Origin of the sequence: Methanococcoides methylutens (assembly GCF_000765475.1) — an archaeon.
In the GTDB taxonomy this organism is placed as follows: domain Archaea; phylum Halobacteriota; class Methanosarcinia; order Methanosarcinales; family Methanosarcinaceae; genus Methanococcoides; species Methanococcoides methylutens.
This window is the reverse complement of record NZ_JRHO01000010.1, coordinates 97,217-111,798: the sequence shown is the minus strand read 5'-3', so window position 1 is coordinate 111,798 and position 14,582 is coordinate 97,217. Positions and strand designations below refer to the sequence as shown.

The following is a 14,582-nucleotide window of genomic DNA, read 5'->3' as shown; positions in this document are numbered from 1 at the left end:
ATATTTATCTATTGTTTAATTAATTTGATCTGGTATATGTCTAACAGACATATATATTATATTTATTTCGCCCAGAAGGGGTTGCCCCTTCTTTTGATCTCAAGAAATGCATCCATTGCGTCTAATTCGTCCGCCGAAAGTGAATCGTAAAGTTCATGCTCAAGGATCTTGGCATGTCTTTCAGGTATATTAGCATGCAGGACGTCGCCTTCGTGTATCTGTCGCCCCACTGTTGGGCCTTCGAGACTCATAGCAACTTCCATCCCAATACGTGCTTCGCCAACATTCTCCCCTCTGGATTGCAGGCCTTTTATAGTACCAACAACAATGCCATCTTCATTGGTTACATCTACCTTGGTCTTTACAACACCGCCAATGACCCTTACACCTACAACAGCCGGTTTGCTCTGCCTGAATGTACAATCAGGCATGATAGTGAACATTCCGGGCTTGATGATGGTCTCGGAGATCGTTTTCTCAGAAAGTGCACGCTGCTCTTTCACCCAGTCCTTATAATCGTCAATAAGACGATAGATGACATCGTTCATGAACAGTTTGACATTTGTAGATTGTAACTTCTCCTTTGCATCAGGAAGAATATTAACATTAAATCCAACTATCACAGAGTGGAATGGGTCTTCAATAGCTGAAACTTCCACAATATCCCTGTTGGAGATATCACCCACATCTGCTTTGCGAATAGGAATATCTTCTTTCTTCAACTCATTTACGAGAGCTTCAAGAGATCCGATAGTATCTGCTTTGATGGCTATACCGCTCTGGTCAGTATCGATCTGAACATCCTCAACCTCACTGCGAACTTCCTCAACAACCGTCTCAAGGGTCTCAGGAGTTGCTACTCTCACAGACCCGCCTGAAAGGGCTCCATCAAGATTAGGAGCTGAGATCTTTACACCTATAGCGGCTGTTACTTTGCTGACCTGTTTGAACTTGTCCTCCACATTGATCTCGGAAAGGACACGAGGTTTCAGCACCGCACGCACTTTTGTCTGTATAGGCTCATCCAGGCTTCCAACTACGATAGTATCGCCTTTTTTCAGCGTTCCGTCATAAAGTATAAGATCAACAGTGGTTCCAAGACCGCGTTCTTCCTTTACTTCAAGCACGGTTCCGACACCCGGACCAGTTGCATCGTAATGGAGGTTGGATTCCAGAAATCTCTGTGCCAGTCCCAGAAGCACCATCAAGAGGTCAGGTATTCCTTCCCCGGTGATAGCACTGATAGGTATGACACCAATATTATGCTGGAAATCGGCCACCCGATCGTATCGGTCCGAGCTGAATCCATGATTATAAAGCTCACCGATAACCTCATAGAACTTGTTGTCCAGACTGGTCCTCACATGCTCGCTTTGCTTGTTGTAGGATGCCATGAAAGGAGAATCCTTTTGTGGATTCCAGCCGTGTATCTTGTCGATCTTATTGGCAACCACTACAAAAGGAGTTTTGTGCTGCTTCAATATATGCAGGCTTTCAATGGTCTGGGGCTTGAAACCCTCATTAATATCCACTATAACAACAGCAAGGTCCGCAAGAGCTCCGCCACGACTCCTAAGGGTCGTAAAAGCATGATGCCCGGGAGTATCAATGAACAAAAGACCTGGAACAACAAACTGGTCCAGTAAACCGGGATTTCCACATTTCTCCACAATGGATCCTATAGGAACCTCGGTTGCACCGATATGCTGGGTAATAGCACCAGCCTCTCCGGACACAACCGCACTTCCGCGGATGTTATCGAGCAGTGAGGTCTTTCCGTGATCCACATGCCCCATTACACATACGATAGGGGTCCTTAAGTCATCCTTTACAGCCATAGTGCAGCTCCCTTTGGAATTATCTTATTGATCAGATCAGTGATAAAAAATATATTCAGGGCCAATATGACCCTTTGAATATGACGTCCACGACAGGCCGGAGCTGGTCCGACCTGACGCTTCAGAATATCATTCATTTGTTGATGGTTCGATCCTTTTAGGCTTACTCGTAAAGCTGCCCTTCATCGATCCTGGAATAGCCTGTGATCTCAAACTCTTCAAAGTGAAGAGCGATCTCACGCTCTGCTGATTCAGGAGCATCTGATGCATGGACAACGTTCCTTCCGGTCTCGATAGCAAAGTCACCACGGATGGTGCCAGGTACTGCTTCTACAGGATTTGTCGCACCGTTGACGGCACGCATGATCTTGATAGAATCCTTGCCTTCTACAACCATTGAAACGGATGGCCCTGAGGTCACATATGAAACGAGGGAACCAAAGAATGGCCTCTCTGAGTGTTCTTTATAGTGCTCCTTTGCAGTAGCCTCGTCCATTACGTTCATCCTCAAAGCTGCGAGCTTAAGGCCTCTCTTCTCGATCCTTGAAAGGATCTCTCCGACAAGACCGCGCTGAACGCCATCAGGTTTGATCATAACATAAGTTCTTTCCATCAGAAACACCCGCTTATGCTTTCTTCAGGTATATCCTACCCTGTTCTGTCCAGACAGTACGTCTTGGAAGTCTTCCAAGATCGAAGTTGCCCTTGCACTTTGAAGAACAGAAATAATAGGAAGAACCATCTTTCTTTGCGAAGAGTAAGCCGGTTCCCGGCTCAAGTGGCTCACCACAGAATGAACATTTTCTCTGTTCCATTATCATCACCTGGTAGTTAATTTCTTAGCCTCTCTTGATGTCTCCATAAGCATGAAAACATCGCCTATCCTTACCGGACCGACACAGTTTCTTGTAATGATCCTGCCCTTGTCACGACCCTCAAGAACCCTGCACTGGATCTGGCTTGCTTCACCATGCATACCAGTGTTACCGATAACATCGATAACCTCGGCTGCAAAGCCCATATCATCATCTGCCATTTGAGATGCCTCCGGTTACCGTTTATTTGAGTGCACTGATCTTCTGTGCAACGTCTTCTACAAGTTCGCCGCCCTTTCCTGCATCAGTGATCACAACAGCTGCACAGCCGACACCTATGCCACAGGCTGCACCAAGCTCTTTCTGCTGTTTTACAAAAATGTATGGTGTGTTCTTTTCCTCGCAAAGAGCAGGAATGTGAGCAACAACTTCTGCTGGCTCAATGTCATCTGCAATGACAGCGAGCTTTGTAATGCCTCTCTCGATAGCTTTTGTTGCTTCGTTTGTACCTTTCTTGATCTTTCCGGTGTCTCTTGCGAGTTCGATTGCTTCAAGTGCTTTATCTGCTAATTCGTCAGGAACGTCAAATTTTGCCATATTAAATTCTCCTTCGAAACCGCTCCTTATGTCGCGGCTTGTCATTATTCATTGTAATTCACTTAAACGCAGCAAGCTATTTTTCCCAAATGGAACAACACTTACATACGCCGAAGTATTTGGTATGAATCGCCACAGTCACATATATAGCTTGCGCCAAACCCCAGCGCATATTGCAGAAAAGATATCAATAAAGAAAAAAAGGTGAGAAAGGATCTCACCATTGAGGTTCCATAGCCAGAGAATAGATGTTCGAAGCATCGGAACTTACAGTAACTTTCAGTATATCATCCTCTGAATAGACATCATAGAAGAGAGCGCGTTCTGAACTGTTAGCTGCAAGAGAGGTCACGTTATTAATGGTACCTTCTGTTGGGTTCAGATAGACCGTGGTCCTTGAGTATGACATATCATCCTCAAGTTTCATCTCGAGATAATATTGGTCAGCAAAACCATCTTCCACTACAAGCAAACGCTGCATTTCTGCCCCAGGTTCTACGAATTCAAGTATCCGGTCAAACTCGGAATTTGGTGCAGATTCACCTTCAATTGCATCCAGAACAGATTCCAATTGAGCTTTCTCACCGAATAACATTGGTTCACCGACCACATTGTACACATCGTTACCACGAGATAGAATCTGGTACCCATTGTATAGGTCCGGTGACAGGTAATACTGGAAAGCAACGACCTGCGGAGAGATCTCATGCATATTAAACCAGGTTCCGTCAAGATATTGTGCAGTATACACCTTATTAACCTGTGAGCCATAGATGCCATCAAGCTGGGACGTGTTTCCCATTATCAGCTCAAGAGGAGTTCCTCTGACCGCCTGTGCATCATAATACTGAACAGCAACAGCACCATCTGAAGTCACTGCAAGCCCATCAGCAACAGAGTTCAATTCATAATCTACGTGTTTGCCAGGTATGGAATCAAAGCTGGATGATTCTATGGATGAACTGTCCCCATTTGCCTTATTCGAATTTCCAGTGAAAAAGAAAGGCAGTATGGACATTACCATAATGACCGCCAAAAAGATCGCTATATATTTCTGATTCATTTATACACTCCAGGATAAATATTAGAGGTGCTTTAATAAAAGCACTTTTTAAAAAGTTGGAACATCCTATCTACATACTCATATATAAGGTTCTTTGTTTTGCCCCAATACAAAAAAATAAGTTTGAAGTTTATTCTATCGCCATATAGATCAAAACTTAATCCAGAAAACGTGATGTTGCCATCACACAAGGGTGACCTGACCATTCACCACACATCAGTCTTGTCTCAACTCTATGCAAAGAACCTTTGGCACCAAGCATGGATGTCTCGAAAACTATCGTTTTCCCAACCTTCACTTTCGACAAGATCGAATCCAGCCGATCCCATTCAGAATCCGGGTGCAATTCCAGATAATGCATACCAGAAAGATCATCTTCCAAAAATCCCAGGTAGTCCACTACTGCCCTATTGGCATAAAGGACATAACCTTCCATATCCGTCACTACCAATAACTCATCCATCATATCAACGAGAGACCGAAGATCTTTATATTTCTGAGCAATACCGGATGAGGATCGCATTTTAGAGATGGCAATACCGATCTGGTTAGCTATCGTTTCAAGGGAACTACGCGAATTATCAGGGATCTCATATTCACTGTGTGATGAAAGACAAAGCGCTGCTATCACATTACCTTCATGCTTCACAGGAATGATGGCAGTACCATGAAGGCCTTCGTAACGGAGTTTCTCCCCGGTACCAATAGCATTCAACTCGGAATGATGTTTGTAAACAGGCTGCCCGGTCATGACCAGACGGTTCTGGACAGAGTTCCTAGGGAAAACGGAAGTATCTTTAACAAATCGCTCCGACAGGCCTTCGTGTGCAACAAGCTTCAGGTCACCCGTTACATCGTCCAGAAGATAAAATCTGCCGGAATCCACCGGATCAACCTTCAAGCTGAAGCTCAGCATCTGCTCAAATGTTTCCTCAATTGTGTTTGCAGAACTAAGGACCGTATCAAGGTCAAGCTGCACATGCATGAAATCATCTGAATGTTTCCGGTCAGTTACATCCACAATAATACCCTGCAAGTACCTTACATTTCCCGCCTCATCATGTTTTATGAATGTCCTTTCATCAACCCAGCGTACGTCCCCGAACTTAGTAAATATGCGATACTCCTGATTAAAGTCCATGAAGCCTGCATCCACCCTTTTGGCAAGCTCTTTTTGCACACGCTCCAGATCATATGGATGGACTATATCTCCATATACAAGCTTCCCCGAAATAAAATCATCAACCGAATAACCAAACTGAGCAACATTCTCGGATACGAACTCAACAGGCCAGTTTTCCTCAGCACGCCACAGGAACACAACTGCAGGACTGCTTTTGATCACATCACCCAGGATCTTCTGAATGTCAAGAGAGCGACGAAGTTCCGCATCCGCCTTTTTGTGTAACAGAATATTCCACATCCCATTCATTAGAAGTGATACCTGCCTCACATCCGAGAGGTCATAATCCTCGACTTTATTGCCCAGACCAACAAGAGCAACAACATGATCCCTTTCAAATATTGGAATACTCAGGAACCTTGTGATATTCATGTGTCCTTCAGGATAGCCTCTTTTGGAAGGATTCTCTGCAGAATAATCATTGATGATAATAGGCAGTTTCTGCTTTAGAGATTCAGTCCAGAGACATTTATGATCAAAATGGGATCCTGGCTTCTTATCTTTGAGGGAGCATTCCCCCATCACTTCCCCGGACCATGAGTCTATCGTAACTGTAGTTTCATCCACATCCACAAAAGCAAGATATCCAACATGGCTTCCGGTCAGCTTTACGGCTTCTTCCAGCGAAAAATCCATGATCTCCTGAACGGATGAATCGGTCATCTGATAAAGGTTCAACACTGCCTCGATACGCATCTCCTCGGTGTGCAGCACATTTTCGATCTTCTTACGTCCGGTGATATCAACGATAATACCCTGGAGATATGTGACCTCACCCTTTGAATTGTGATGAAGATGTGTCCTCTCGTCCACCCACCGGACTTCACCCGATCTTGTCAATATCCTATATTCCTGGAAGAAATCAGAGTAACCGCCTTCAGTAGATTTCGAAACCCCTGCACGAACCCGACCGATGTCTTCAGGGTGTACAATGTCAGCATAAACAAGCTCCCCCGAGGTGAACTCTTCCACAGAATACCCGAACATATCAATGTTCTTCGAGACAAACTCAACGGGCCAGTCTTCTTCAGCACGCCATAAGAAAACAACCACAGGACTGGAATTTATGACAGATTCCAATGTGTTCTTCATTTCCAGTGCACCATCAAGCAGTGCAATATCACCCATTCTCTGTTCAGTTATATCAACAACAATCCCATGATAGAACTTGAGCTTACCAGAATCATCATAATGGACAGATGTCCTTTCATCTACCCACCTGACATCCCCTGATCTGGTGAGAATACGATACCTTAGATCAAAGCTTGTATCTTCCTTGCTAACATGCCGGGATGCTTCGGACATGACCATGCCTGCATCATCAGGATGTAAAATATCAACATATCGGACCTTACCGGAAGTAAACTCATCCGGATCATAACCGAACTGAGAAATGTTCTCTGAAACAAAATCCACAGGCCAGCCTTCATCTTCCCTCCAGATAAAGACAACTGCAGGACTTGAGTTGACCACGGATGAGAAGACCTCTTCCATAGATTCTGAATCAAGAAAAGGCATTTTTGCCTTATTTACATTCGTTTTTCCTGCAGTAATGTAATCAACCCCAAAGGTTTGTAACTATCAATTAGAGATTGAACCTATTTATACATTAATACAAAGAAGATACAAAAATTCATTTTGTTCTTTATAAGTATGTTGTATTTTAGAAAACAATTTGCCTTAACCGGTCAAAATTGGATAACTGGTACAATAACTACAGATAACACAATAATTACAACACAAGAGAAACAAGAATCGAACAATAACTAATACAAGATTACCAAGGACAGAACAATGACTAATACAAGATTACCAAGGACAGAACAATGACTAATACAAGATTACCAAGGACAGAACAATAACTAATACAAGATTACCAAGGACAGAACAATAACTAATACAAGATTACCAAGGACAGAACAATGACTACAATAAAAGATTACCAAGGATAACACATTAATTACGATTGATACAATAAACATAGCCAACAAGACATAAAACAAACACTATTCTGCAAAAACTATATCAACAGACATATTCTAATTTAATGTATGGGAATTTTCAAGGATATCTTTAGTCAAACATCTGACAAACGAAAACTAAAGCAGATGGAAAAAACAGCAGACAGCGTATTTGGAAAAGGTTACGTTCTTTTTGAAATGGGACGCTACGAAGAAGCACTGGAAAGATACGATGAAGCTGCATCCATGTTGAAAGAAACACAGCAGATGTTGCTTGAAAGTGACATGGAAGATGAATCAAAAAGGCTCGAGAAAAAAGCAAGAGATGCCCGGTTCAACAAATGTTTTATTCTTTTCAAACTTCAACGATATGAAGATGCACTTGAGATAATCGATGAGACACTAATTGAAACTCCCGAAGACCCAAAGATCATTTTCAGCAGAGGCTTTGTTCTTTTCAGCATCAGCCGATATGAAGAGGCACTAGAGGTACTTGATAAGGCCATTGAGATGCAGCCGGAATTACCTGATGCATGGTACTGCAAGGCGAATGCTCTCTACCAAATCGAACGTTTCGAAGATGCGCTTGAAGCATATGAGAAAGCCATCGAATATGCAGGCATAATGAATTTTGAGTTCCCACGCTATTCCCTCCTGAACATAGATCCCGACCCCACATTAAAGACAAATGCTGCCGGAGTGTGGTATGCCAAAGCAAATACCCTTGATAAGATGGGAAGGCAGGAAGAAGCTATCGAAGCATACAAAAGCGCTCTTGAAATAAAAAAAGCATTCCCTGATGCATGGTATTGTCTTGGCAACTGTCTTGCAGAGTTAGGAAGGAATGAGGATGCATTAACGGCTTTTACTAATGCAATTCATATCGAACCGGATTTCAACGCTGCACGTGAGAACAAAGCAGAGATACTCTTAAAACTTGGAAGGGCGGAAGAAGCAAAAGAAACGCTTGAATATGAGCCGAAAACCGATAGATGATCAATACATCATCTTATCCGGTTTTTCCTCCCATTCATCCAGCAATTTACGGCAGCCTTCGCATTCGACATTGGTTTTTTCCAATACGGATGGGGAAGCACCTTTTTTTAATATGTCATAGATCATGCCATCATCAAAACCTATGGAAGCAACTTCATCGGTGCTGGTCCCATAATATACTTTCCTGATGCGGGCCCAGCATATAGCTGAAAGGCACATTGGACATGGCATGGTGGTAGCATATAACTCACAACCTGAAAGATCGAAGTTCTCAAGAATTGAAGAAGCTTCCCGTATCGCAACAATTTCAGCGTGTGCAGAGGGGTCATTGGTGCCAAGCACCTTGTTGTGTGCCTTTGACAGGACCTTTCCATCCTTTACAATAACAGCCCCAAAAGGCCCACCTTCATTATTTTGCATGCCTTTGCGTGCTTCCTCCACAGCAATTTCCATGAAGTTATCAGACATACGTTACTTTTTCCCCTCAAGGTAATTTAGAAGAAACTTCATTGCATCCTTTTCAGCTTTACCACCACATTTGTTCACAGTGCAGGAATAAGCCTTGATGAGCCTCATATATTTTTCATCATTTGTCAGCTCATAACGTGTCGCATGCACACAAGATTCAATAACGAGATTGAAACCGCGGTTTACCGATCTAAAAACATGTTTGTTCATCCGCGCATGGAGAGGTTTTAATTTTGCCACCAGAGCTTCAGACGTTTCCCTTATGTCAACACATTCAAAAACAGCCCATGAGACGGCATCCTTGAGTACTGCAAACCCTCGTTCATCGTGAGTGAAAACATCGAATTCGGAATCATCGAGATCACCAAACGTTGTACGCACAAAAAGCAGAGGATCATAGACAAGATTTGCCACGAGCCTGTGCTCTGCCAGAACATTGCTATATGTTGTAGAGCCTTTAAAAAGTCGCACAAGCAACTCATCATCCTTACGAATGATACCCATCGGAGCAGCATTTGGAGACCAACCCTGATAGGTAGTAACTATCATTTCACTAATGCCTTCATTTATACCAAACGTATCAAGATCAATTTTTGCCATTAGAATCTCAAACCCCCAAGCAACGCTATGAAAATGCCTGCTATTACCATATCTGCTGTAGACCCGGGATTTAATCTGCAATCAAGTAAATCCTCATCGAAAGTTTCGATGTCTCCCCAGAATAAAGACATTTTGTAATCGTTATTCTCTATTTTTGAAATAATATACTTTGCTTGCATAGAAACATTTTCCGCTGTTTCTATATTAGTCTTTGTCTGGATGAACGTGTCCGGAGTTTCCGAAAGCAACTTCAAGAATGTGTAAACGATGGCCTGATTTATGTCAGGGATCGAAAATTCACCATCCTGAGCAGTCATTAAGCGAGTGATGGTCTGTGCACAGTATGCACATGTTTTAAAACCATTGACCCACTCATTCGCGATCTGGTCATACCCCTGTGATATCACCATCAGGTCGTATAATGTAACTCCTTTTTCCTCCAATGAGCCCAGGGACCCTTCATCCTGAAGGTCGAACTCATCTACATCATTCACTCGCACGCCCGCGGAACTGAAACATTTGTAGAAATCCAGGGCATCCTCTGTGCCCGTTGACATTACGATCTCATGGGCGCGACTGATAAGCTGATCCACATCGAAAGAACCATCCTTTTCCAGAAGTTCCCCTGCAGCCATGGAAAGCGGTATAAGGAGAAGAAATGCACCAAAATGTGTGTTACCGCCAGCCTGCCAGGAATTGCTCTGGCAAACAGCATCCTTTAAGCTCTCACCAATACCTGTGCATCCCCTGGTCGCATCTTCAATTACAGGAGAGATGCTTACAGCAGATGCAAGAAAATGCTCATACCTGGTGTCATCGTAATCATGATGACGGTCTATGTTTCCCGGCTTGGGAGAAGCTGAGACCTCCAGGATCATTGCAAGTTGGGCACAACGCGCAATATATGATGCTACAGACTTCCCGCTGCAGCTCAGTCCATTGGATGTTGTACCTTGATAATTAAGATTCATTCACAGGTTTTTTAGCATTATCTAATATATAAGTTGCAAGGTCTTTCTTCAGTTTCATGTAATCTGATGCAGAAAGATCAAGCAAATCAAGAACTCCATCCCTTAAATAACAGGGTTTTGAGATTTTACAACACCAAACAAGACTGCCAAAACAGGTACTATCCCCGAACTCAAGAGGGGTGCCTTTTGCAAATTCCATCTTGACATTGGCAAATTCCTTAGGACTGTATCCAAGCTGTCCTGCCTTGTTATGAACAGCACACGGCTTAACAGGCAAACAACAGAATGCAAGTCCCCGAAGGTCCCCTTCGCCACGGCAAACATGCTTGGGTGAATTGTACCAGCCCATCTGCTCCTGAAGCAGGGTAACTTCCTCAACAAGATGATCAATAAGATGCGCGTCCTGAAGCACGCCTCTTGAGACAGAGACCATGTCAGCACCTTTTGAGAACATCTCTTTAGCATCATTAAAATCAAGAATAGAATTGTTTCCTATGAGGAACATCCTTGTAGAATCACGTACACGCAATATAGCACCAAGATCCGCACCTGCACCTTCCATCATAGCATCCAGATGAAGTATATCGGCACCAGCATTTTCAATGGTCCTTGCAAGAGCAATATCGTCGACCACATTTGCCCTTACCTTTACAGAAAGAACAACACCCGTTTCCTTGATCTTAGAGATCCAGTCTGCAAGCCTTGGCATGTCCTTCATCAATGCTTCACCAACACCGATGGATACCATTTCATCCTGCCTGCAATGAGCATCCAGCTCAAGGATCCCACCGGCATTTTTTATGATCTCAGCAGCTTTGAGCAATGGTTCGAGAGTCGTACTTCTTACATTGAAGGCTACAGCACCGTCAATATTGATAGCTTTAGCCTCATTTTCCAAAAATTCCAGTGGAGTATCGGTTATGAACTCATCCCGACCGTTCTCAACAAGCGCCTTAGCCGCTATATTAGTGTCCCCATCCAGATTATAGCCGCCGATCACAGCAAGACCGGCATTCTTTGCATAATTGTTTGCAAATTCACTGTTAGTAACACCTGCCATTGGTGCAAGAGCTATAGGGTTGCTGAATTTGACATAACCAATCTGCAGATCAAAAAGTTCATCACTCACAATAATAGCCTCATTAGAATTTATTTAGCTTAATTTGGGCTGTAAAAGAAAGTAGTTCCATATTAATGTAACGTTACAGAACAAATTGATATATACAGAGAGCAAGAGAATCAGTCTAAAAGTAAGAGAGGATATCAAGTGAAACCTATAAAAGCCGCAGCCATCCAGATGGACATTTCCCATTGCAAAAAACAGGACAACATCAACAAAGCACTCATGCTGTCTGAAAATGCAATATCACATGGTGCAGAGCTCATAGTCCTTCCTGAAGTTTTCTCTACCGGATTCTGCTACGAAGAACTTGACAACTCAGGAGAATCAGAACCCTTCCCTACCATCGAACAGCTGAGAGATTTCTCAAAGCAGAACTCCTGTGTTATGATCGGATCCATAATACAGAAACACAACAATGAAGAAGTACAAGAAAGTGAAAAAAGGGAAAGAGAAGGAGGAGAAGGAGAAGGAGAAATTGATTTAAAAGGAAAAAGGAGAGAAGGACGGGGAAAAAACAACTTCACGAATATGGGTTTCTGTATCGAGAATGGCGATATTGCAGGAACATACACCAAAACACATCCATTCGGAAAGGAAAAGAACTATTTTACACCCGGCGACCAGATAGAACCGATCAACCTTAAAAGCTATGACCTTACCATCGGACTGGAAATTTGCTATGAGATGCGTTTTCCGGAAATTGCACGGAAGTTAGCGATCGACGGTTCTGATATACTTGTAACCATTGCAGAATTCCCAAACCCAAGAGAATACCAGTGGAGGTCACTTGCCACAGCACGTTCTGTTGAGAACCAGATATATCATATTGCCTGCAACAGAACTGGTGCAGACCCCAGCTCTACGTTCTTTGGAGCCAGCATGATCCTTGACCCCCTTGGAAACGTTCTGGCAGATGCAAAAGATAAAGAATGCTTCATCATTCACGAGATCGATCCTGAAATGATGAAAGATACAAGAAAAGCAATACCAGTCTTTGATGACCGGAGACCTGAACTTTACTAAGATCAAGATCAGAAACTAAAATTAACATCAAGTCCGAGTATGCGACCTGCACCACCGGCAATATCACGGGCGATCTCTGCACAGCCAATAGAAGCACTCCATTTGCCAAGTACAGCAGGTGTAACGCCCATATGCCTTCCGATCCGGCCTACGACATGATCCTCTTCACCCATGGAACCAGCAAGGAAAACCTCACCTCTTGCCCCATGGTCCTCCATCAGGACCTGCATTGCAGCGATCTCCATGGCTGCAAAAAGTGAAATACGGTCCATTGCAAGTACAGCCTCGTCCTCTTTGCCCTTCAGAGCCTCGAGAAGCTCATTAACACTTGAATAGGGGCTACGGCTCAATACACCGGCATTCATGAAAGCATCATTTGCACTGCATTTGCCTGCATCGACATCCCTGATAGCTTCAAGGTCAAGGGGTCCATGTTGAGTTCCCGGAGCAAATATGCAGGCATCGATCGCACCTACAAGCTTTCCTCCACAGACACCTACGGTCACAGTATTGGAACTGATATCAGAAACTACAAAATCATCCACGCCTCTACAGTAAGCATTGTATGCGATCCCGATCTTTTCCGGGCTCGTTGAATGTGAAAAAACGTTCATGCGGGGGTCAGTGTTGCTTTTAGAATGAATACCGGGAATCAACACTGCAGGTATTACGGACTCCTTGATAGCATCAAAAATACGAGTACCTGCACCGGTCTTTTTGCCGACACCCTCAATACTGATAACTCCTCGGGATGATACATCCTTAAGGTCTTCAATGGCAGCTATGCCATCACCCATAGAATAGGTAACAGCAGCAAGTTCAATATCCGAAATATCAACACCCAGATTGGAAGTGAACGAATCAAGGATCTCCGGTCCGGACATACTTGCTACTTCTGAACGCGGGAGTTCAAAAGTTTTTACATCGCCTTTACCGACCCCGGCAAAACGCATTGCATTGGTACCGTGATCAACCCCGATGAACATTATTAACACCTTGAAATATTAGATATCAAAAAGCATGGCGTTAAGCTCTTCCATCACACGCTCACCTTCATCGTGAGTAGCAACTGTCGTAACGATCCTTATTTCCTGTGAGGAAGTACCGTGGGACAAAAGCATGCGCAGGTTACCCCTTTCATCAGGACGCAGGACCTTTGCAGCAAGATTCCCCCCAGGTGAGCTCTTTCCTTTGACAGTTATAACGGATGGAATAATGCTTTTTACCTCTTCGTGCTGGCTTATGATACCGAGGATCTTTTTCCCCTGACGTTCACCTATAACAGTGGAATGAGCACCATGAAGTTTCCCTTTTAACGATGCTTCCCAATTTTTAATCGAATTATCTTCCATGCACGAAATTTGAAAAGCTGATATAAAAACATTACTGACATATATAAGTCAAGAATAAATAGATGGGGAAAAAGTAAGTTAGAGTGAACTGAAAGAAAAAAAGAAATAAAAGGGATATGCACCGTTCGGTGCCTTAATCCACTTAAATATCATGCACGTCGCCCATATCGAGCAGACGGACTTTTGCGTCATCAAGAGCCTTGACAGCACCCCTGATATCATTTACGCGTATGATAAGGAATGCTTTTTCGGTCTTTGTGACAAAGGCATAAGCATAATCGATGTTGATGTCCTTTTCACTGAGAACATCTGCGATCATGGCGAGCTGCCCGGGTACATCCTCCATTTCAACACCAAGAACATTTGTCTCGGACACAGTGAATCCTGCATCATGGAGCACTTTATGAGCTGAATCGGGATTATCTACAACCATCCTAATTATACCGAAGTCTCCGGCTTCGGCAATAGTAAAAGCGCGAATGTTGATGCCGGATTCCTTAAATTTCTCAGCAATGTTTGCAAGCCTTCCCGGCTTGTTCTCTGCAAATAATGAGATCTGTTTGATCATTTTCTCTTCCATGAGATCAACCCC

16 protein-coding genes are annotated in these 14,582 nt (G+C 43.5%); 2 read left to right on the top strand and 14 right to left on the bottom strand.

What is annotated here, in order from left to right:
• Positions 1 to 62 precede the first annotated feature (62 nt).
• The 7 genes from infB to LI82_RS05545 all read right to left on the bottom strand — a co-directional run bounded on the left by infB (position 63) and on the right by LI82_RS05545 (position 7,014).
• Complete coding sequence (infB, locus tag LI82_RS05575; protein WP_048194008.1) at positions 63 to 1,838, bottom strand: translation initiation factor IF-2; 1,776 nt, start codon at positions 1,836 to 1,838, stop codon at positions 63 to 65.
• Positions 1,839 to 2,001: 163 nt separating this feature from the next.
• Positions 2,002 to 2,451 carry a nucleoside-diphosphate kinase gene (gene ndk, locus LI82_RS05570; protein WP_048194007.1) on the bottom strand — a complete coding sequence of 150 codons (450 nt, stop codon included), beginning with the start codon at positions 2,449 to 2,451 and terminating at the stop codon, positions 2,002 to 2,004.
• Positions 2,452 to 2,464: 13 nt separating this feature from the next.
• Positions 2,465 to 2,653 (bottom strand): 50S ribosomal protein L24e, encoded by a 189-nt coding sequence (locus tag LI82_RS05565; RefSeq protein WP_048194005.1) that lies wholly within the window; start codon positions 2,651 to 2,653, stop codon positions 2,465 to 2,467.
• Positions 2,654 to 2,658: 5 nt separating this feature from the next.
• Positions 2,659 to 2,874 carry a 30S ribosomal protein S28e gene (locus LI82_RS05560; protein WP_011498392.1) on the bottom strand — a complete coding sequence of 72 codons (216 nt, stop codon included), beginning with the start codon at positions 2,872 to 2,874 and terminating at the stop codon, positions 2,659 to 2,661.
• 22 nt (positions 2,875 to 2,896) lie between these two features.
• Entirely contained in the window at positions 2,897 to 3,250 is a 354-nt protein-coding gene (gene rpl7ae, locus LI82_RS05555) for a 50S ribosomal protein L7Ae (RefSeq protein WP_048194001.1), read from the bottom strand.
• Between the two features lie 217 nt (positions 3,251 to 3,467).
• Positions 3,468 to 4,313: a hypothetical protein gene (locus LI82_RS05550; protein ID WP_048194000.1), complete on the bottom strand. Its 846-nt coding sequence runs from the start codon at positions 4,311 to 4,313 to the stop codon at positions 3,468 to 3,470.
• A gap of 157 nt (positions 4,314 to 4,470) precedes the next feature.
• Entirely contained in the window at positions 4,471 to 7,014 is a 2,544-nt protein-coding gene (locus LI82_RS05545) for a PAS domain-containing protein (protein ID WP_052402751.1), read from the bottom strand.
• A 533-nt stretch (positions 7,015 to 7,547) separates the two neighbouring features.
• Between LI82_RS05545 and LI82_RS05540 the strand changes: the two genes are divergently transcribed.
• Positions 7,548 to 8,453, top strand: a complete 906-nt coding sequence (locus LI82_RS05540) for a tetratricopeptide repeat protein (RefSeq protein WP_081955746.1) — start codon at positions 7,548 to 7,550, stop codon at positions 8,451 to 8,453.
• Here LI82_RS05540 and LI82_RS05535 read toward each other — a convergent pair whose 3' ends face one another.
• The 4 genes from LI82_RS05535 to LI82_RS05520 are packed head-to-tail and all read right to left on the bottom strand — an operon-like array spanning position 8,454 to position 11,621.
• On the bottom strand, positions 8,454 to 8,921 hold the full coding sequence (locus tag LI82_RS05535) for a nucleoside deaminase (protein WP_048193996.1): 468 nt from the start codon (positions 8,919 to 8,921) through the stop codon (positions 8,454 to 8,456).
• Between the two features lie 3 nt (positions 8,922 to 8,924).
• A complete protein-coding gene (locus LI82_RS05530; protein ID WP_048193994.1) occupies positions 8,925 to 9,521 on the bottom strand; it encodes a DUF447 domain-containing protein in 597 nt (198 codons plus the stop codon).
• A complete protein-coding gene (locus tag LI82_RS05525) occupies positions 9,521 to 10,492 on the bottom strand; it encodes a triphosphoribosyl-dephospho-CoA synthase (protein ID WP_048193993.1) in 972 nt (323 codons plus the stop codon). The genes LI82_RS05530 and LI82_RS05525 overlap by 1 nt, the downstream gene beginning before the upstream one ends.
• The gene (locus LI82_RS05520; RefSeq protein WP_048193990.1) at positions 10,482 to 11,621 is read right to left on the bottom strand and encodes a methanogenesis marker 9 domain-containing protein; all 1,140 of its coding nucleotides are present in this window, start codon (positions 11,619 to 11,621) and stop codon (positions 10,482 to 10,484) included. The genes LI82_RS05525 and LI82_RS05520 overlap by 11 nt, the downstream gene beginning before the upstream one ends.
• Before the next feature lie 147 nt (positions 11,622 to 11,768).
• Between LI82_RS05520 and LI82_RS05515 the strand changes: the two genes are divergently transcribed.
• A complete protein-coding gene (locus LI82_RS05515; protein WP_167879780.1) occupies positions 11,769 to 12,638 on the top strand; it encodes a nitrilase-related carbon-nitrogen hydrolase in 870 nt (289 codons plus the stop codon).
• An 8-nt stretch (positions 12,639 to 12,646) separates the two neighbouring features.
• On the opposite strand, the gene LI82_RS05510 is transcribed toward LI82_RS05515, so the two are convergent.
• The 3 genes from LI82_RS05510 to LI82_RS05500 form a co-directional block, all read right to left on the bottom strand.
• Positions 12,647 to 13,624, bottom strand: coding sequence for a methanogenesis marker 12 protein (locus LI82_RS05510; protein ID WP_201770299.1), 978 nt, complete (start codon positions 13,622 to 13,624; stop codon positions 12,647 to 12,649).
• Positions 13,625 to 13,642: 18 nt separating this feature from the next.
• A complete protein-coding gene (locus LI82_RS05505) occupies positions 13,643 to 13,990 on the bottom strand; it encodes a DUF2103 domain-containing protein (protein WP_048193988.1) in 348 nt (115 codons plus the stop codon).
• Between the two features lie 142 nt (positions 13,991 to 14,132).
• Positions 14,133 to 14,570 (bottom strand): ACT domain-containing protein, encoded by a 438-nt coding sequence (locus tag LI82_RS05500; protein ID WP_048193986.1) that lies wholly within the window; start codon positions 14,568 to 14,570, stop codon positions 14,133 to 14,135.
• Positions 14,571 to 14,582: the final 12 nt, after the last annotated feature.

Bases quoted from the DNA above. Each gene is read 5' to 3' on its own strand.
- LI82_RS05530 (WP_048193994.1), bottom strand. From the start codon at position 9,521: ATGGCAAAAATTGATCTTGATACGTTTGGTATAAATGAAGGCATTAGT.
- LI82_RS05560 (WP_011498392.1), bottom strand. From the start codon at position 2,874: ATGGCAGATGATGATATGGGCTTTGCAGCCGAGGTTATCGATGTTATC.
- LI82_RS05540 (WP_081955746.1), top strand. From the start codon at position 7,548: ATGGGAATTTTCAAGGATATCTTTAGTCAAACATCTGACAAACGAAAA.
- LI82_RS05565 (WP_048194005.1), bottom strand. From the start codon at position 2,653: ATGGAACAGAGAAAATGTTCATTCTGTGGTGAGCCACTTGAGCCGGGA.
- LI82_RS05500 (WP_048193986.1), bottom strand. From the start codon at position 14,570: ATGGAAGAGAAAATGATCAAACAGATCTCATTATTTGCAGAGAACAAG.
- LI82_RS05525 (WP_048193993.1), bottom strand. From the start codon at position 10,492: ATGAATCTTAATTATCAAGGTACAACATCCAATGGACTGAGCTGCAGC.
- LI82_RS05550 (WP_048194000.1), bottom strand. From the start codon at position 4,313: ATGAATCAGAAATATATAGCGATCTTTTTGGCGGTCATTATGGTAATG.
- LI82_RS05535 (WP_048193996.1), bottom strand. From the start codon at position 8,921: ATGTCTGATAACTTCATGGAAATTGCTGTGGAGGAAGCACGCAAAGGC.
- infB (WP_048194008.1), bottom strand. From the start codon at position 1,838: ATGGCTGTAAAGGATGACTTAAGGACCCCTATCGTATGTGTAATGGGG.
- LI82_RS05510 (WP_201770299.1), bottom strand. From the start codon at position 13,624: ATGTTCATCGGGGTTGATCACGGTACCAATGCAATGCGTTTTGCCGGG.
- ndk (WP_048194007.1), bottom strand. From the start codon at position 2,451: ATGGAAAGAACTTATGTTATGATCAAACCTGATGGCGTTCAGCGCGGT.
- rpl7ae (WP_048194001.1), bottom strand. From the start codon at position 3,250: ATGGCAAAATTTGACGTTCCTGACGAATTAGCAGATAAAGCACTTGAA.
- LI82_RS05505 (WP_048193988.1), bottom strand. From the start codon at position 13,990: ATGGAAGATAATTCGATTAAAAATTGGGAAGCATCGTTAAAAGGGAAA.
- LI82_RS05545 (WP_052402751.1), bottom strand. From the start codon at position 7,014: ATGCCTTTTCTTGATTCAGAATCTATGGAAGAGGTCTTCTCATCCGTG.